This is a genomic window from Luteibacter sp. 9133 (genome assembly GCF_000800155.1).
Lineage (GTDB): Bacteria > Pseudomonadota > Gammaproteobacteria > Xanthomonadales > Rhodanobacteraceae > Luteibacter > Luteibacter mycovicinus.
Window position 1 is genome coordinate 614726 of record NZ_JUHO01000001.1, and the last position, 17872, is coordinate 632597.

The 17872-nt window shown below is 65.3% G+C and carries 15 protein-coding genes; 11 read left to right on the plus strand and 4 right to left on the minus strand.

The annotated features are described in order from the left end of the window. The first annotated feature begins 38 nt into the window (after positions 1 to 38). The 9 genes from rpe to FA87_RS02505 all read left to right on the plus strand — a co-directional run bounded on the left by rpe (position 39) and on the right by FA87_RS02505 (position 8902). The gene (gene rpe / locus FA87_RS02465) at positions 39 to 710 is read left to right on the plus strand and encodes a ribulose-phosphate 3-epimerase (RefSeq protein ID WP_043692126.1); all 672 of its coding nucleotides are present in this window, start codon (positions 39 to 41) and stop codon (positions 708 to 710) included. 83 nt (positions 711 to 793) lie between these two features. Continuing rightward, positions 794 to 1528, plus strand: coding sequence for a hypothetical protein (locus FA87_RS19635; protein WP_051944014.1), 735 nt, complete (start codon positions 794 to 796; stop codon positions 1526 to 1528). Between the two features lie 80 nt (positions 1529 to 1608). Beyond that, on the plus strand, positions 1609 to 2388 hold the full coding sequence (locus FA87_RS19640) for an SEL1-like repeat protein (RefSeq protein ID WP_156128479.1): 780 nt from the start codon (positions 1609 to 1611) through the stop codon (positions 2386 to 2388). Between the two features lie 430 nt (positions 2389 to 2818). Then, the gene (gene pdsR / locus FA87_RS02480) at positions 2819 to 3508 is read left to right on the plus strand and encodes a proteobacterial dedicated sortase system response regulator (RefSeq protein ID WP_043692127.1); all 690 of its coding nucleotides are present in this window, start codon (positions 2819 to 2821) and stop codon (positions 3506 to 3508) included. After that, a complete protein-coding gene (locus FA87_RS02485; protein WP_043692128.1) occupies positions 3505 to 5502 on the plus strand; it encodes an ATP-binding protein in 1998 nt (665 codons plus the stop codon). The genes pdsR and FA87_RS02485 overlap by 4 nt, the downstream gene beginning before the upstream one ends. Positions 5503 to 5591: 89 nt before the next feature. Next, complete coding sequence (gene trpE, locus FA87_RS02490) at positions 5592 to 7067, plus strand: anthranilate synthase component I (protein ID WP_036116106.1); 1476 nt, start codon at positions 5592 to 5594, stop codon at positions 7065 to 7067. A 102-nt stretch (positions 7068 to 7169) separates the two neighbouring features. Beyond that, complete coding sequence (locus FA87_RS02495; RefSeq protein WP_036116105.1) at positions 7170 to 7838, plus strand: hypothetical protein; 669 nt, start codon at positions 7170 to 7172, stop codon at positions 7836 to 7838. 118 nt (positions 7839 to 7956) lie between these two features. After that, positions 7957 to 8418 (plus strand): DUF4019 domain-containing protein, encoded by a 462-nt coding sequence (locus FA87_RS02500; RefSeq protein ID WP_197062354.1) that lies wholly within the window; start codon positions 7957 to 7959, stop codon positions 8416 to 8418. A gap of 94 nt (positions 8419 to 8512) precedes the next feature. Then, positions 8513 to 8902: a hypothetical protein gene (locus FA87_RS02505; RefSeq protein WP_043692134.1), complete on the plus strand. Its 390-nt coding sequence runs from the start codon at positions 8513 to 8515 to the stop codon at positions 8900 to 8902. Here the strand turns inward: FA87_RS02505 and FA87_RS02510 are convergent. The 4 genes from FA87_RS02510 to FA87_RS02525 form a co-directional block, all read right to left on the minus strand. Further along, positions 8893 to 10269, minus strand: coding sequence for a leucyl aminopeptidase family protein (locus FA87_RS02510; protein ID WP_052191098.1), 1377 nt, complete (start codon positions 10267 to 10269; stop codon positions 8893 to 8895). The genes FA87_RS02505 and FA87_RS02510 overlap by 10 nt on opposite strands. A 40-nt stretch (positions 10270 to 10309) precedes the next feature. Then, positions 10310 to 11008, minus strand: a complete 699-nt coding sequence (locus FA87_RS02515) for an HAD family hydrolase (RefSeq protein ID WP_043692137.1) — start codon at positions 11006 to 11008, stop codon at positions 10310 to 10312. Positions 11009 to 11011: 3 nt separating this feature from the next. Next, positions 11012 to 12517, minus strand: coding sequence for a substrate-binding domain-containing protein (locus tag FA87_RS02520; RefSeq protein ID WP_043692140.1), 1506 nt, complete (start codon positions 12515 to 12517; stop codon positions 11012 to 11014). A gap of 226 nt (positions 12518 to 12743) precedes the next feature. After that, a complete protein-coding gene (locus FA87_RS02525) occupies positions 12744 to 14111 on the minus strand; it encodes a Do family serine endopeptidase (protein WP_043692143.1) in 1368 nt (455 codons plus the stop codon). Between the two features lie 364 nt (positions 14112 to 14475). Here FA87_RS02525 and FA87_RS02530 point away from each other — a divergent pair, with 364 nt between their 5' ends. Beyond that, positions 14476 to 16623, plus strand: coding sequence for an adenosylcobalamin-dependent ribonucleoside-diphosphate reductase (locus FA87_RS02530; RefSeq protein WP_036116092.1), 2148 nt, complete (start codon positions 14476 to 14478; stop codon positions 16621 to 16623). A 21-nt stretch (positions 16624 to 16644) separates the two neighbouring features. Then, positions 16645 to 17817: a hypothetical protein gene (locus FA87_RS21055; RefSeq protein WP_239708950.1), complete on the plus strand. Its 1173-nt coding sequence runs from the start codon at positions 16645 to 16647 to the stop codon at positions 17815 to 17817. The last annotated feature ends 55 nt before the right edge of the window (positions 17818 to 17872 follow it).

Here is a 17872-nt window from a genome sequence, read left to right on the forward strand (position 1 = left end):
CAAAACGCGTCATCCCCGAACGGCTAACGGTACCCATCATGTCCAGGCAATCACCCGTCATCGCCCCCTCCATCCTCTCGGCCGACTTCGCCCGCCTGGGTGAGGACACCCGCAAGGTGCTCGATGCCGGCGCGCAATGGGTGCACTTCGACGTGATGGACAACCACTATGTGCCCAACCTCACGATCGGGCCGATGGTGTTGAAGGCGCTGCGCGATTACGGCATCACCGAGCACATCGACGTGCACCTGATGGTCAAGCCGGTGGATCGCATCGTCCCGGACTTCGCCAAGGCCGGCGCACGCAGCATCAGCTTCCATCCGGAGGCCAGCGAGCATGTGGATCGCACCATCCAGCTGATCCAGGGCGAGGGCTGTGAGGCCGGCCTCGTGTTCAATCCGGCCACACCGCTGAACTGGCTCGACTACGTGATCGACAAGATCGACATGATCCTGATCATGTCGGTGAATCCCGGCTTCGGCGGTCAGAAATTTATCCCTGGCGCCCTGGACAAGATCCGTCATGTGCGTGAGCGCATCGACGCCAGCGGCCGCAGCATCCGTCTGGAAGTGGATGGCGGCGTCAATGCCGACAACATCGGCCAGATCGCGGCGGCGGGTGCCGACACGTTCGTCGCCGGCTCGGCGATCTTCAATGCGCCGGATTACGCCGATGTGATCCGTCGGATGCATGCGGCGATCGGCGGCTAAACAAGTTTTCACGAGACAATAGCGAACTGCGTAGTATTGTAATCTCCAGTTCTCGGGGTGAGAGCCTACTGGAGGATGCGCACATGAAGTCGTTGTCCGTATTAGCCCTCACCGCGATGCTCGTCGCTCCCGCCGCTTTTGGCGCCGAGCGACCCCAGCCGCTCCCCGATCAGAAAGACATCGTCGCCAAGTCGCTGCTGCCGTGCCCCGGCGGTCTCGAGCGCTTTCTTCCCGGCGATTACTATTTCTGTTCCGCCGCCCGCAATTACTGGTCCGGCCATCCCGGTCTCGCACGCGAAAGCCTGAAAAACGCGGCACAGTGGGCAAGCAAGCCGGCGCAATACGCGCTCGGCATCATGTATTTCAATGGCGACCGGGCGGAAAAGAATCGTCCGCTGGGTCTTGCCTGGCTGGCGCTCGCCGCCGAGCGGCACGATCCCGCTTACGAACCGGCCTTCATCTCGGCTTACAAAGAGGTGTCGCCGGAAGAGCTGGCGCAGGCCAACGCCTATTGGCAGGACCTGAAGAAGACTTACGGCGATCCGGTGGCCGCCCCGCGTGCCGAAAAACGCTTCGACCGCGAATACGCCCAGATCGCGTGGGCCGTCAACTTCGGCGGAAGCATTTTTGTCGACGGTGTGACGGTTCCCTATAACGACGCGATGGCGAACGACCTGCCGTTGCAGAGTGGGTTTACGCTGGGCCGCATGCTGCAATCGCAGAAGGCCATGTACTTCTACGGTTACGATAGCCACGTCTTCGTGGGTGACGCCGAGCTGGTGCCGATCAGTCAGGTCGCGTCTCGCAAGGACGACTGACGCTTGGGGACACCCGTGCACGTCACGGGTCAAGGTGTGTTTAACGGACTAACTTCCATGGCTGCCGGGGAGGCAGGTGCATGAAAATCTTTCGGACTCTTTCTTTCGTTCTCATGGCGACCGTATCGGTCGGTGCTTCGGCGATGGCGAATACCGCTCAGCCTGCGGATCCCCGGGCCCTGTTGCGCAAGGTCAACGCGTACTGCCCTGGCGGCATCGAGCGCATCCTGCCCGGCGAGTACTACTTCTGCGCCGCCGCTCGCGACTTCGGTAAGAACCACGATGCCCGGGCCCGCGAACGTCTTCGCGATGCCGCTTACTGGGCGAGCAAGCCGGCGCAGTACGTGCTCGGGCTGATGTACTTCAACGGCGACGATGGCCCGATCAATCGTCCGTTGGGCGTGGCCTGGCTGGCACTCGCATCGGAACGCCACGATCCGCGCTTCGAGCCGGCGTTCGCCAAAGCCTACCTGCAGCTGTCGCCTGCGGAGAAAACCCAGGCGGATGCCTACTGGGTCGACATGCGCGAAAAGTACGGTGACAGGACCGCGGGGACGCGCGCGCACCGGATCTATCTGGCCGAGATGCGTAATCTGCAAGCCGCCTTGATGTTCGGCGGTTCCGTCTTCATCGATGGCATTGCCCCTCCGAATGGCGATTCGGTCGGTTCGTTCAATGGTCCGGGTGGCGCGCGCGCTTCCAGCGTGGGTAGCGGATCCACGGGTTTCACAATCCAACGTCTGATCGGAAAATCAGGCGATGACTTCTTCCGGGGCCTCAACGGGACGGTCACCGTCGGCGATGCCGAAATGGTGCCGCTGGGCAACGTCGTGACGAAGGCGTCGCCGAAGGCCGACTGAGGCCATGAAAAAGCTCCCCCGTCCGGTGCCGGATGGGGGAGTGAAGGAAGCTCCGGCAGGAGCGTCGGGGGAAAGGGTCAGTGCAGGCCGAACAACACGCCGAGCAGCAGAGCGCCCAGCGCGAGGGTGACGCGCAGGGGCTCGAAGTCGCGTTCGAGTTCGGTGTTGTCAGCGTCGGGTTTGGTCATCGTCGGTTCTCCTCGGCGCCGGTCGGCGCGCCGTCATGCCTAGTTGAATGCCGCACGCGGCGGGCGAGGCGTCCCATAAGGGGCAATCCGCGGATGGTTTATGGCAAAGCGAAGGCAAAGACTTCGTGCACGGCGGTTCGCGGCGATGTATAGGGCGAAACGCGGGCAATCGCGGCGCAGGCCTTGCGCCCGCCGGTCCCCCATAGCACCCTGCGCACGCCGATCCTCCACACGGAATGCCCATGGCCCGCAGCATCGCCATCGTCGAAGACGAACCCCTCATCCGCGCCAACTACGTAGAAGCCCTCAACCGCTTCGGTTACGAGGCCCGCGGCTACGGCTCACGCCGCGATGCGTCGACGGCCTTCGCCATGCGTCTGCCGGAACTGGTCATCATCGACATCGGCCTGGGCGACGAGCCGGAAGGCGGTTTCGATCTTTGCCGCGAGCTCCGCGCCAAATCGGCCACGCTGCCGATCATCTTCCTGACCGCACGTGACTCCGACTTCGACGTCATCTCCGGGCTGCGTCTGGGCGCCGACGACTATCTGTCCAAAGACACGAGCCTGCACCAGCTGGCCGCCCGCATCGCGGCGTTGTTCCGCCGCATCGAATCGCTCAAGGCCCCCGCCGCGAGCGAAACCGTGATCGAACACGGTTCGCTGAAGCTCGAGTCCGAGCGCATGCGCGTCCTGTGGAACGGCATCGAGATTCCGCTCACGGTGACCGAGTTCTGGATGGTGCACACGCTGGTGCGGTTCCCGGGTCACGTGAAGAATCGCGATCAGCTGATGCGTGAAGCGGAGCTCGTCGTGGACGATGCGACGATCACCTCGCATATCAAGCGCATCCGCAAGAAGTTCATCGCGCTGGCACCCGAGTTCGATGCGATCGAAACGGTGCACGGGGTCGGGTATCGCTGGACGCCGTGAGCCTCCGCCAGAAACTCCTCCTTGTCGCCCTCTGCACCCTGGCCCTTCCGGTCGCCGGGTGGCTCTACGTACGTCAGATGGAGACACTGCTCCGCGAAGGCCAGGCCCAGGCACTGGTGGCCAGCGCGCGAGCCATGGCCCGCAGCCTCGTCGTGGTCGATGCACCGTTGCCGCCGGCGGGGCCGGCCTGGTTCCTCCAGCGCGCCAACGTGCCGATCACCATCGACGGTTATGCCGACGACTGGGCCTCGCTCAGCCCCTGGGCGCAGCCTTTCGGCAAAAACTCCCGGGTGATGCTGGCCGAGGACGACCACTGGGTCTATTTCTACATCGACGTGCGGGCGACGCATCGCCGTCGCGCCGACGCGGCCGACCGCCTAGCGCTCAACGCCGATCACCTCATCGTCTCCATCGCCAGCGGCGACGATAGCCAGCGCTACCTGATGGCCAGCGCCGCGCCCGGCGCGACGACGGCCATCGCACTGGATGCCGATGCGGGCGTGTTGCCCGATCGCATCAACGCGCAGTGGCAGGAAGACGGCAGCGGTTTCCGCGCGGAGTTCCGGCTGCCTCGCGGCCTGCGCCTCGATCGCTTCGGTCTCGGCGTTCATGTGGCCGCGGACGGTGATCCCGATCCACTGACCGCCGACAACCGGCCGCTGATCGATTTCTCCGCGCCGCTGTCGCAGGAAGTGGCGCGTCTGGCGCCGGACGGTGTTCGCGTACGTATTCTCTCGCCCGACGCGTGGCTTGTCGCACAGAGCGGCAAGCTCGCGCTGCCGGACCTGCCCGCGGGCGATCGTCCGGGTTGGTTCGCTTCGCTGGTCTATCGCTCGCTGCTGGCGACCCGTCTGGATAGTGACAGCGCGTGGGCCGAAGACGCTCCACGTATCGACCTGCCGGAAGTGCGCGAAGCCATGCAAGGCAAAACCGCCACCGCGTGGCGCGCGGGTGAGGCGCGTGGGAGTGTCGTACTCGCCGCCGCCATGCCGATCCAGATGCAAGGCAAGTCCCACGGCGTGGTGCTGCTCGAACAACCCAGTCGCGCGGTGCCGCTGCTGGCGAACCGCGCGCTGTTCGGTCTGCTGCTGACGAGCTTCGCCGTGCTGCTGGTCGCTGGCGGCGTGCTGCTGTTGTTCGCGACGCGACTGACCATTCGCCTGCGTCGTCTGCGCAACGCCGCCGAGCGTGCGCAGGCCAACGATGGTCGTCTGGATGGCCCATTCCCTCTGACCGATGCCACCGACGAACTCGGTGACCTCGCGCGCAGCTTCGAGCGGCTCTTCGAAGTGGTGGGCGGCTACACCGATTACCTGCGGACGCTGGCATCCAAGCTCTCGCACGAACTCAACACCCCGCTGGCCATCGTCAAATCGTCGCTGGATAATCTCGATCACGCAGGACTGCCGCCGGAAGCCGCGCCTTATCTGGCCCGTGCGCGTGACGGCGTGGCACGTCTCGGCCAGCTGGTGCGAGCGATGAGCGAAGCAAGCCGCATGGAGCGCGCCATCGCATCGGCGGAAGCCGAGGACGTCGACCTCGCCGACATCGTGCGCGGCTGCGCCGAGGGCTACCGCGCACTGGCAGGCGATCGCCGCCTCGACGCCGAACTGCCTCCCACGCCGGTCCCGATGCATTGCTCGCCCGAGCTGATCGCGCAGGCGCTGGACAAGCTGTTCGACAACGCGTTGTCGTTCACGCCACCCGGCGGATGGTTGCGCATCGCCCTGACGTCGACCGTCGACGGCGCGGACATCGAGCTGTCCAACGAAGGGCCGCCGCTGCCCGCGGCGATGCAGGGGCGTCTGTTCGATTCGCTGGTCAGTCTGCGCGACAAGGCGACGCCCGGTGACGCGCCGCATCTTGGCCTCGGCCTCTACGTCGTGCGGCTGGTCGCCGAGCGCCATCAGGGGAGTGCCAGTGCGCGGAACCTCGAGGGCGGGGTGGCGTTTACACTGCATTTGAAGGGGTTGCCCAGACAGCGACTGGGCTGACCCATGAGCTCCGAGGCGCGGCAGCGGACACCCCCCGACAGATCCCGGGCTACAATCGAAGGTCACCCCCCAAGCTTCAGACCGCCCGAATGATCTCCCGCGAACAATTCGACGCCTACGCCGCGCAGGGCTACACCCGTATTCCGCTGGTACGCGAGGTCTTTTCCGACCTCGACACGCCGCTGTCGGTGTATCTCAAGCTGGCCGATGGCCCGTACACCTTCCTCTTCGAGTCGGTCGAGGGTGGGGCGACCTGGGGACGCCACTCGATGATCGGCTTGCCGGCGCGGCGGGTGTACCGCCTGCGCGGCCATGAGCTGGAAGTCGAGGAGAGCGGCGAGGTCATCGAGCGTCGCCACCTCGAGGATCCGCTGGGTGAGATCGAGCTGCTGCGCAAGCAGTACGAGGTGCCGCAGCTTCCGGGTCTGCCCGATTTCACCGGTGGGCTGGTCGGGTACTTCGGTTTCGAGACGATCGGCTACATCGAAGAGCGCCTCGCCCAGTGGGACAAGAAGGACGAGCTCGGTACGCCCGACGTCCTGCTGATGCTCGCGGACGAAATCGCGGTATTCGACAACCTCAAGGGTCGTCTGTACCTCATCGTTCATGCCGACCCCTCGCGTCCACAGGCCTACGCGGAAGCCTCGCGCCGCCTGGATCAGCTGGCCTTCCGCCTGCGTCAGGGCGGCGTTTCGTACCCGCAGCTGCTGCAGCCCGCCGCGCTGGACGAGTCGGATTTCAAGTCGAGCTTCACCCGCGAAGAATACGAAGCGATGGTGCGCAAGGCACAGGAATACATCCTTGCCGGCGATATCTTCCAGGTCGTGCCTTCGCAGCGCATGAGCGTCGGTTTCAACGCGCGTCCGGTAGACGTCTACCGCGCGCTGCGCGCGACCAATCCGTCGCCGTACATGTTCTTCATCGACATCGGTCCGACGCAGATCGTCGGCTCGTCGCCGGAAATTCTCGTCCGCCTGAAGAACGGCCGCGTGGTACTGCGCCCCATCGCAGGCACGCGCCGTCGCGGCAAGGACGAGGCCGAAGACATCGCCCTCGAGACCGAGCTGCTGGCCGATCCGAAGGAACGCGCCGAGCACCTCATGCTGATCGACCTCGGCCGCAACGATGTCGGCCGCGTCAGCCAGACGGGTACGGTGGAGCTGGCCGAGTCCTTCGTGGTCGAGCGCTACTCGCACGTGATGCACATCGTCTCCCAGGTAGAAGGTGACATCCGTGGCGATCTTTCCTACATGGATGTCATCAAGGCGACCTTCCCGGCCGGTACCGTCAGCGGGGCGCCGAAGGTCCGCGCCCTGGAGATCATCCAGGAGCTGGAACCGTTCAAGCGCAACATCTACGCTGGCGCCATCGGCTGGCTCGGCTGGTGGGGCGACGCCGACACGGCGATCGCTATCCGCACCGCCGTGATCCAGGATGGCCGCCTGCACGTGCAGGCGGGCGGCGGTGTGGTCTATGACTCCGATCCGGCCGCCGAGTGGGAAGAGACGATGAACAAGGGCCGCGCGTTGTTCCGCGCGGTGGCGCAGGCGGCCAAGGGCCTCTAATTTTTGCGGGGCCCTTGCCGATAACCGCCAGGGCGTCGTAAAAATGCGCGCCGCAACCACGCAACGACCTGGCAGCACTCACTTCACGGATCGATTGAACGCATGAGCAGCACACGCACTTTCATCGCGGCAGGAAGCATCGCCATCATGGCCGCCGCCGTTCCGGCGCAGGCCCGTGAGCCCTTCACCGACGACGTCGCCTCGCGGACGCAGGCGCTGGCGCTGCTGGAAACGCTCAATGCCGACCTGCTCAGCCATCCCAGCGCCACGCTCACGCTCGAGCGCTGGTGCGGCGATCATGCGCTGGCCGGTGAGGCGAAGATTCTCGCCCGTCGGGTGAAGGGGCAGGACAAGGCCCTGCCTGACGAGGCGCGGCAGACCCTGGGTATCGGTCCGGATGAGCCGGTGCGTTATCGCCGGGTGCAGCTGGCCTGCGGCGATCACGTGCTGTCCGAGGCCGATAACTGGTACGTGCCGTCGCGCCTCACCCCGGAGATGAACCAGATCCTCGACAGCACCGACCAGCCGTTCGGCAAGGTCGTCCAGGCGCTGCACTTCCGTCGCCAGACGATCAGCGCCGACCTGCTGTGGACGCCGCTGCCCAAGGGCTGGGAGATGGATGCGCCATTGCCCGTGGCGCACAAGGGGGCTCTGGCGATCCCGCACGAGGTGCTGAGGCACCAGGCGGTACTGTTCACCGAGGGGAACCAGCCGTTCAGTCTCGTGGTGGAGACTTACACGTCCGAGGTGCTGGCGTTCGGTCGCAGATAGTCGCCCGGCTCTCACCAAGCGCTTAGCCCATCCGGCCGACTAGGCAGGGCCTCGCCTCCGTTCGAAGATGTACGTCACGCATGACGGAGACGGGCAGATGCCTCTGGCGACACCGAGCTTGCGCAAGACCCCCGCGAGCGGCCTGACGGGTATGAACCCGCTCGGGGCGATGCTCGTCGTTGCGCATGAACCGCGCCTCGGCCCGCAGCCCAATTCACTGGATAACGCGGTGTCCTGCGCGACGCATTGGGTGCAGTTGTCCGACAACCGCCGACCGGATGCGATGTGGCTCGAGGCGGGCGCGATGATGCAGCGGATCGTGCCGCGTGCGGAGTGGGTGCGCTATATGCGCAAGATCCGTCTCGATCGTGGCTTGCTTGTGGGCCGGGAGTGGTTCGAGGTGACACGCGTGCGGGACCCGGTCGGTCTCCCTGCGGGCGACTATCTCAACGTCATTTTCGTCGCGCATTTCGCCCGCGCGGTGTTGTTCGAGACGGTTTCGCTGGCTCCCGGGAACTCGGGGTGGATGCCGGTGGGCTACGTGATCCGGCCGGTGCAGCGCGAGATCAAGTTCGCGTAGGAGAGTTTCGGTGCGCTCGGTAGGCTGCCGGGGGCACAACCCTTTTCGGAGCGATGGCATACTCACCGCCTGAGTTTTAGACGGGGTGTTCCTCATGTCCGATTTCGATCCGCCGACGCGCGAATACACGCGGCCGCAGATGACGCGCGGCGTGGACCCGCAGCGCATGAACTGGCTGTGGCAACTGATCCTTCAGTCGACGGATCTTGATCCGGCGGACGTGCGCAAGGCGCTCAACGCGATGGGTGTCGCCGCGACCGAGAAGCGCATGAATAGCTGGCAGGTCGGCGATCGCGATGAGGATTATTTCCCGCTGACGATCGCGGAGCTGGAGCGGAATCTGCGCGCGGTCGTCGCGTGGAAGAAGGTCAGGAGTGACGCTGCGTCTGCGTCTGCTGCGGAAGCAGCGCCGGCCGGTGGTGCTTCCGTCGCATCATCCGACGCCGCCTCAGCGGCATCGGACGACAGCGGCGATCAGGCGTAACGCTCGGACAGGAACCGGTAGAACGCGCGAAGCCCCTGCGCTTCGCCGCCGCGCGGATGTGCCGGCGTGTCGCCGTCGTTCCATGAGTAAGTGTCCAGGTGCATCCAGTTCTGGTTCTCGGGCACGAAGCGCTCGAGATACAGCGCCGCGGTAATCGCGCCGGCATGACGCGATGCGCCGGAGTTGGCGAAGTCGGCGATGTACGAGTCCAGCATGCGCCGGTATGGACGCCACAACGGGAGGCGCCACAGCGGATCGGCGGAGACTTCCGCGGCACCGATGACGTGATCGGCGAGCTGATCGCGATTGGTGAACAGTGCGGGCACTTCGGGACCGAGTGCGACGCGCGCGGCGCCGGTGAGGGTCGCGAAGTCGACGATCAGATCCGGTGCCTGCTCGACCGCGAACGCAATGGCGTCGCACAGCACCAGGCGGCCTTCGGCATCGGTGTTATCCACTTCCACCGTCATGCCGGCGCGGGTGCGAATGACTTCGCCAGGACGCATGGCGTTGCCGCTGATCGCGTTCTCGACGGCGGGCACCAGGAGCGTCAGACGCACCGGCAGCTTCGCCTGCATGATGAGGCCGGCCAGCGCGATCGCGTGTGCCGCGCCGCCCATGTCCTTCTTCATCCAGCGCATGCCGTCGGACGGTTTGATGTCGAGGCCGCCGGTATCGAAGCACACGCCCTTGCCGATGATCACCAGCTTCGGGTTCGAATTCTTGCCCCATGTCAGCTCGATCAGACGCGGCGCACGATGGCTCGCGCGACCCACGGCGTGGATCGTGGGGAAGTTGGCGGTGAGCAGTTCATCGCCGACCCACTCGCGCACCTTGGCCTTGTGCGTCGTCGCGTGGGCGCGGATGGCCTCGGCGAGATGCTCGGGGCCCATGTCTTCCGTCGGCGTGTTGACCAGATCGCGCACCTGATAGGTCGCGTCGATGATCGGCTGCAGCGAGCGCAGCGTCGCCGAGTCCACCAGCAGCTGCGCCGGTGCGCGACCGCGCGAGCGATACCGGTCGAAACGGTAGGCGCCCAGCGCCCAGCCGAGTGCGACCAGATCGGGATCGGCGGGAATACTTTCCTTGGCGATCTCGTAAGTGCCTTCCGGCAAGCGGTAGGGCAGAGCGCCCAGCGCCATGATCGGTTCCGACGGATCCACACCCACCAGTACCCGCTCGATCACGCCATGGGTGTCGGGCAGCAACAGCACCGCGCCGGGGTTGGGGCGGAAATTCGTCGAGACCATCCACTGGCGATGGGCGGCGGTCAGCCGGGCTTCGAGGGCCGGGATGCTGGACGCATCGACCATCTCGACAGGAATGGCGCGGCGCTTACCGGACCTGGTTTCGATCAGCGATGGCATCAGGCCTCCCGAGCCCAGCGACGGAGATGTTGCCGCTATTCTAGCTGTCAGCGACCGTCGACGCTTCTATCCAGTCGGCAAGCGACATCATGTCAGCGAATTCCAGGTCCGGCGCAGGCCCATGCGACCACGTTTCGCCGTGGCGATTGAGCCAGACCGTACGCATGCCGGCCTCGCGCGCACCGATCACGTCGAGTAACGGATCGTCACCAACGTGAAGAACGTCTTCAGGCGCAACGCCCAGAGCGTCAGCGGCGGCAAGGAAAATACGCTTGTCAGGCTTGGCGACACCGACGCCCGCGGCATTGAGGCGCGTGTGGAAGAGATGGTGGAGGCCGATGACCTCCAGATCCGCGTTGCCGTTGGAAATCGCGACGATCGGCACGCGCTCGACGATGCGGTTGAGTGCGGGAAGGCTGTCGGGATACAGCTCGACGTTGTTGCGCGCCGCGAAGTAGATGCGCCAGAGCTCGTCGACCGGTGCGTCGTCGATGCCGCAGGCGGCGAAGGCGTGGCGGATGGTCAGCCGACGCTGTTCGCTGAAATCGTGCGAGAGATGCGTGTGGTCGCGGGCGACCTGCTCGCGGAGCTCACGCATGGCCTCGATGGGCCATGCGCTTGCGACTTCGGGATGATGCTCTTTCAGCCATCGGTCCACGCAGTGCTCGGCTTCGATCAGGGCCGGCATGACCGGCCACAGGGTGTCGTCGAGGTCGAGGGATACGGCGCGGACCGGCACGGCTTAGCGGGCGCCGACCTTCAGCACCTGACCCGGATGGACGTTGTTGTCCTTCAGGCCGTTCATCGCGCGAAGCTGGTTCACGTCGACGGCGTTCTTCTTGGCGATCGAGTAGAGCGTGTCGCCAGCCGACACCTTGTAGGTGCGCGACGCGGCGGCAGGCTTCTTCTCAGCCTTGGCGACTTCCTTCGCGGCCGACTTGGCAGCGGCCGGCTTGGCCGCCGGTGCCGCTTCGGCGACCTTTGGCGTTTCCACCTTCGTCGACTTCTCCGTCGCATCGACCGGAGCCGCCGGCTTGGCGACCTGCTTGCCCTTCACCGTGACGGCGTCGGCCGTGACCTTGGCGAACTTACCGCCGACCTTGGCGTTGTCGGAGACCGTGACGGCTTCAGAACGGACGCCCGCGAAGCCGACGTGTGCCGAGGTGCTGACGCTGGCGACGACGCGTGCGAACTGCGACGGCTCGGCCGTGGTGGAGGCGACGGAGCCCTTGGCTTCTTTCGCGACCTTGGCGCCCTTGCCAGCGACCTGGGCCTTGGCGACCGCGGTTTCCTTGGCGACCTGGGCGGCCGGGGTAGCGGCAGCAGCCACGGTCGGCGTAGTCATCGCCTGACCCACGTTGGCACGCGTGCCGACGGTGGAGGCGATCTTCGCGCGACGGGCGGCGTCATTGGAGGCCAGCGAAGCGCCATCGGCGTACGGCACGAGGCTGTGCGAGCGGAGCAGCGAGCTACCGGCGCTGGAGGTGACGAAGCTGATGAATTCCTTGACGTCGGCCGCCTTCGGGCTGGTCTCGTTCGACACCAGATACAGCTCGGTGTAGAGCGGATACGCGCCGCTGCCGACCGTCGACATCGAGGGCGTGACGCCGTCGATCGAGAGGATCTTCACCTTCTTGTTCGAGGAGGCGCCCGCGAGGGTCGTGGCGCCCAGGCCCTGCTTGTCGAGGGTCACACCCTCTTCGAGCTTGGCGACGTTGACGTACAGGCGCGGGGCGGCGACCGGCTGGTTGCCGCGACCGAACAGCAGCTTGCGCAGGCTGTATTCCACGCCGTCGCCGGGGCTCGCCACCGCGTAGAGGTTGATCGGCTGGTCAGCGCCGCCGAGCTCCTTCCAGTTGGTGATCTTGCCCATGTAGATCTCATGCAACTGCATGAGCGTGATGTTGCTCACCGGGTTGGACGGGTAGGTGACCATGACCAGCGCGTCCCACGCGACCGGCGTAAAGGTCAGCGACTGCTCGGCGCCGCCGATACCCGGGCGTGCCGAGCCGGCGATGTCCGCCGTGCCCTTGGCGACGGCGTCGATACCGGAGGCGGTGTTGAACGGCTGGAGCTCGATCTTGCCTTTGCCGGATTTCTCCCAGGCCTTGGCGACATCGGTAACCACGCCGCGGGCGGTGGTGATGTCACCGCGCCACACCAACTGGGTGCCGGCGGCGAATACGGTGGCGGAGGCACTGAGGCCGATCAGCGTGGCGGTGAACAGTCGCGCAAGACGAAGAGACATGGACGGCAAGAACCTCGGGACGGAAGCGGGGTTGGGCAATGGGGCGCCATTGTGGGCTAAGGCGGGCCCGCGCGCACCATTGGCGTCATTCAGCATCCTGCCGAGGGGAAACGGAACGTAGGCTGTAGGGGCAGCCACACCTGTAGGAGCGCGCCCCGCGCGCGACATCTTTTAAGGCGGAGCCTTGAAATTCCTCGTGAAACCGGGTCGCGCGCGGGGCGCGCTCCTACAGGACGGCGTAGTAGATGGCGTTGTCCCTCACAAGCGTCAGCATAAGTTGTCCCGGAATCGGCACCCCTACCGGCAGCCCCTTCACCGAGACGATCTTCCGCTGACCGATGCCGACGACGATGTCGCCGTCCTTCAGTCCGGCGCGATCGGCCGCCGAGCCGGGCTTCACTCCGGTCAGGGCCACACCGAACAGCCCGCCGGCCTTCTGCTCCGCCGTGAGGTCGCTCAAGGTCACCCCGCTCAGCCGCCGGTCCACCTTGCCGCCATCCAGCGTCGCCAGTCGCGGCGCGGTGATGGTCGCCTCGATGTCTCTGGACGCCCCCTCCCGCTTCACCGACAACGTCACCTTCGCGCCCAGCGGCAACAAACCCTCCGCATTCCGCACGTCCTGAGAACTCCGCACCGGCTTCCCATTGATCGCCGTCAGCACGTCACCCGGCTGCAGCCCCGCGCCATCGGCAGGCGATCCCGCATTCACCTGCGTGACCACCGCGCCGGTGGTGTCCTTCACCCCCAGCGCGGCGGCGATACGCGGGGTGAGGTCCTGCACCTCCACGCCGAGGTTTCCGCGACGGACCTTCCCATACGCGAGCAGCTGCTTCATCACGCCTGTCGCCAGGTCCGTGGGAATGGCGAAGCCGATGCCGACGTTGCCGCCCGACGGCGTGAAGATCATCGAGTTGATGCCGACCAGCTCGCCGCGCAGATTCACCAGCGCGCCGCCGGAATTGCCGGGATTGATCGAGGCATCCGTCTGGATGAAGTTCTGGAAGCCCTTGCCCAGGCCCGAACGTCCCAGCGCGGAGACCATGCCCGACGTCGCCGTCTGACCGAGCCCGAACGGATCGCCGACGGCGACGACGAAATCGCCCACTCTCAATTGAGAAGAGTCAGCGATCGGCAGCGCCTGCAATTTGTCGGCAGTGATCTGAAGCAACGCGACGTCGGTATCCGGGTCGCTGCCGATCAGTTTTCCCTTGAAGTCGCGGCCGTCCTGCAGCGTCACGGTGATATCGTCCGCGCCCCCGACGACATGGTTGTTCGTCAGTACGTAGCCCTTCGCCGCGTCGATCACCACGCCCGAACCCAGGCTCTGCTCCACGCGTTCGCGCGGTACGCCCTGGTTGCCGAACAGCTGGCGAAACAGCGGATCGTCAAAATACGGGTCGCGTGCCCGCACGCGGGTTTTCGTCGAGATGTTGACCACGGCCGGCGTCACCTTCGCGAGCATCGGTGCCAGCGAGGGCAGGGGCTCGCCATTGACGGCCGGTGGCAGGGAGGCGAACGCGGGCGAGGCGAGGGCCATCGCCAGGGCGGCGCCGAGGGACAGAATCGGCGAGCGCCGGGGTGTGGATACGGGCATGAACGAACTCCTTGGCTGTGTGCTCCGCGCACGTGGATCGCCGCTTTCGACCACATTCCTGTCGCCGGGTTTCAAACGGTGAGACGCGCGCCGATGACACTTTACATCGCCCCCCTCCGGGGTTAAGGTTCCCACCGGTCGCAACCACAACATCTTGTGTTCCTCTGTTCGCTATTTACCAAGTGCTGGTGTTGCGGATCATCAGGTTCAAGCTACAAACCTTCGTCCTCCAAGGCATTTTTGCCGCCGGGCGAGGGTGGCAAGGATGGTCGCTGCAACTCCGGGGGGAGGGGTAGCGACGGTGGGGCCGACAACAGCCCAATAACACGGCCTACAGAAGCCGAGACACGAGGACGACACATACATGAGCACTTCACGTGCACAAGCCATGGGGCTTGAGACCGCGGCCATTCCGCTTCAGCCCGCCTCGTACGACATCTGGGACAAGAAGTACCGTCTTAAGGCCAAGTCGGGCGTTCCCGTCGACGACTCCGTCGACGGCACCTACCAGCGCGTCGCCCGCGCACTCTCCGACGTGGAAGCCACCGACGAGCTGCGCGCCCACTGGTACGAGCGCTTCCTCTGGGCCCTGCGCCGCGGTGCCATTCCCGCCGGTCGCATCACGTCCAACGCCGGCGCCCTCGCGCACAAGCCGGCCACCTCCACGATCAACTGCACCGTCTCGGGCACCATCCACGACTCCATGGATGACATCCTCGAGAAGGTGCACGAAGCCGGCCTCACGCTGAAGGCCGGCTGCGGTATCGGCTACGAATTCTCGACGCTGCGCCCGCGTGGCGCCTACGTGTCCGGCGCTGGCGCCCACACGTCGGGCCCGCTGTCCTTCATGGATATCTACGACAAGATGTGCTTCACCGTCTCGTCGGCCGGCGGCCGCCGCGGTGCGCAGATGGGCACGTTCGACATCAGCCACCCGGATGCCAAGGAATTCATTCGCGCCAAGCGCGAGGACGGACGCCTGCGTCAGTTCAACCTGTCGCTGCTGATCACCGACGGTTTCATGGACGCGGTGGAAAACGACCAGGACTGGCCGACCGTGTTCCCGGTACACATCAAGGAACAGCACGAGATCGACCTCGCCGACGCCTCCAAGGTGGTCTGGCGCGAGTGGCCGACCAAGGACAACTACGTCACCCGTGAGGATGGCCTGGTCGCCTGCAAGATCTACGGCCACATCCGCGCGCGGCACCTGTGGGACATGATCATGGTCTCGACGTACGACTACGCCGAGCCGGGTTTCATCCTGATCGACCGCGTCAACGAGATGAACAACAACTGGTGGTGCGAGCACATCCGTGCCACCAACCCCTGCGGCGAACAGCCGCTGCCGCCGTACGGCTCGTGCCTGCTCGGCTCGGTCAACCTCACCACCTTCGTGCGCGATCCGTTCGGCCCGAAGGCGAAGTTCGACTGGGAGGAGTACCGCGAGGTGGTCCGCGTCTTCACCCGCATGCTCGACAACGTGGTCGAGATCAACGGCCTGCCGCTGCCGCAGCAGCAGAAAGAGATCCTCTCCAAGCGTCGCCACGGCATGGGCTTCCTCGGCCTCGGCTCGACCCTGACCATGCTGAAGATGCGCTACGGCGCCGCCGACGCGGTGGCATTCACCGACGAAGTGTCGCGTGAGATGGCCATTGCCGGCTGGGAAGTCGCTCTGGAACTGGCGAAGGAAAAGGGCCCGGCCCCGATCCTCGCGCAGGACTACGAGGTCACCGCCGAGATGCTGCGCAAGCGCCCGGAGATGGCGAAGGACGGCTGGAAAGTCGGTCAGACCATCAAGGGCAGCGCCCTGCACGCGAAGTATTCCCGCTACATGCAGCGCGTGGCCTCGGTCGCCCCCGAGCTGGTCGACGCCCTCGCCGAGACCGGCGCGCGCTTCACCCACCACTCGTCGATCGCGCCCACCGGCACCATTTCGCTGAGCCTGGCCAACAATGCCTCCAACGGCATCGAGCCCAGCTTCGCGCACCATTACTCGCGTAACGTGATCCGCGAAGGCAAAAAGTCGAAGGAAAAGGTCGAGGTCTACAGCTACGAGCTGCTGGCCTACCGCGCCCTCATCAACGGGGACGCCATGCCGTATTCCGACGACCCGAAGGCCCGCCTCCCGGATTACTTCGTCGCCGCCGACGACATCAGCCCGAAAGAGCATGTCGACATCCAGGCGGCCTCGCAGAAGTGGATCGACTCGTCCATTTCCAAAACCGCGAATGTCCCGACGGACTACCCGTACGAAGACTTCAAAGACATCTATTTCTACGCATATAAGCAGGGTTTGAAGGGTTGCACGACCTTCCGGTTCAACCCCGCCGCGTTCCAGGGCGTACTGGTCAAGGAGACTGACCTTGAGAACACCCTCTATCGCTTCGAATTGGAAGACGGTAGCGTTGTCGAACTGAAGGGTAACGACGAGGTTGAATACGACGGTGAAATGCACACCGCCGCGAACCTTTTCGATGCTTTGAAGGAAGGCTATTACGGTAAGTTCTGACCCCGCGGAGAGGGAATACGTATGTCGAGTGAAAACCAGATCGTCGAGGGTGAGCTGCCCTCGGTCGATACCATCGATACCGACAGCACGCCGGCAGCGGAGACGGAAGTCGCCGCTGACGTTGCGCCTGCTGCACCGGTTGTCGCCAAGAAGGTCGTGAAGCGCAAGCCCGTCGCGAAGAAGGTGATCGAAGCCACTGCGCCGACGCCGTCGAGCGACACGGCCGTCCAGCACGACGAAGAAGTCACCCCGGTGGCCGATGAGCCGGCGCCGGTCGCCACTGTGAAAAAGCCGCGCAAGCCGGCCGTCCGCAAGCCGAAGGCTGCGGTCGTCGAAGCTGCTCCGGTCGAAGTAGAGGCTCCGGCCCCGGCGAAGAAGGCGGCGAAGAAGGCCACCCGTAAGGCTCCTGCGAAGGCTGCCCCGGTGGCTGCGAAGAAGGCCACCAAGAAGGCTGCTTCGAAGAAGGCCACGAAAAAGGCTGCGGTGAAGAAGGTCGCTGCCAAGAAGGCTGCGGTCAAAAAGTCTCCGGCCAAGAAGACCGCTGCCAAGAAGGCCGCCGTGAAGAAGGTTGCCGCCAAGAAGGCTGCGGTCAAGAAGGCTCCGGCCAAGAAGACCGCCGCCAGGAAGGCTGCCGTGAAGAAGGTCGCAGCCAAGAAGGCATCGGCCAAGAAGGCATCGGCCAAGAAGGCTGTCGCCAAGAAGGTCGGTCGTCCGGCCAGGTCGGTCGCGGCGAAGAAGCCGGGTCGTCCCGCTAAGTCGGCCACGGCGAAGAAGCCGGGTCGTCCGGCCAAGTCGGCTGCGGCGAAGAAGCCAGGTCGTCCGGCCAAGTCGGCTGCCGCCAAGAAGGGTCGGGTCGCCAAGACGGTCGCTGCCGGTCGCAAGACCGCGAAGAAGGCCGCTGGTCGCGTCGCGAAGAAGGTAGCTGCCGGTCGTAAGACCGCGAAGAAGGCTGGCCTTCGCGTCGTCAAGGTCGCATCGGGCGCCCGCAAGGCCATCAAGAAGGCCGCCGCCCAGGTGGTTCGCCGGAACGCCGGCCGCCCCGCAACGAAGAAGACGGCCGCCAAGGCCGCCGGCAAGACGACCGCTCGCAAGGCGGTTGGCAAGAAAGCGGCTACGGCCGTCAAGAGGTCCACTGCCAGCAAGACCGGTCGTACGTCGGCACGCAAGTCCGCCGTTCGTGGCCGTCGTAAGTAAGTAGTACCCATCCGGCCCGGCGTACGCGCCGGGCCGGATAACCAGCACAAGAAGA

Bases quoted from the DNA above. Each gene is read 5' to 3' on its own strand.
- FA87_RS02530 (WP_036116092.1), top strand. From the start codon at position 14,476: ATGAGCACTTCACGTGCACAAGCCATGGGGCTTGAGACCGCGGCCATT.
- trpE (WP_036116106.1), top strand. From the start codon at position 5,592: ATGATCTCCCGCGAACAATTCGACGCCTACGCCGCGCAGGGCTACACC.
- FA87_RS21055 (WP_239708950.1), top strand. From the start codon at position 16,645: ATGTCGAGTGAAAACCAGATCGTCGAGGGTGAGCTGCCCTCGGTCGAT.
- FA87_RS19635 (WP_051944014.1), top strand. From the start codon at position 794: ATGAAGTCGTTGTCCGTATTAGCCCTCACCGCGATGCTCGTCGCTCCC.
- FA87_RS19640 (WP_156128479.1), top strand. From the start codon at position 1,609: ATGAAAATCTTTCGGACTCTTTCTTTCGTTCTCATGGCGACCGTATCG.
- FA87_RS02505 (WP_043692134.1), top strand. From the start codon at position 8,513: ATGTCCGATTTCGATCCGCCGACGCGCGAATACACGCGGCCGCAGATG.
- FA87_RS02525 (WP_043692143.1), bottom strand. From the start codon at position 14,111: ATGCCCGTATCCACACCCCGGCGCTCGCCGATTCTGTCCCTCGGCGCC.
- pdsR (WP_043692127.1), top strand. From the start codon at position 2,819: ATGGCCCGCAGCATCGCCATCGTCGAAGACGAACCCCTCATCCGCGCC.
- FA87_RS02520 (WP_043692140.1), bottom strand. From the start codon at position 12,517: ATGTCTCTTCGTCTTGCGCGACTGTTCACCGCCACGCTGATCGGCCTC.
- rpe (WP_043692126.1), top strand. From the start codon at position 39: ATGTCCAGGCAATCACCCGTCATCGCCCCCTCCATCCTCTCGGCCGAC.
- FA87_RS02510 (WP_052191098.1), bottom strand. From the start codon at position 10,269: ATGCCATCGCTGATCGAAACCAGGTCCGGTAAGCGCCGCGCCATTCCT.
- FA87_RS02495 (WP_036116105.1), top strand. From the start codon at position 7,170: ATGAGCAGCACACGCACTTTCATCGCGGCAGGAAGCATCGCCATCATG.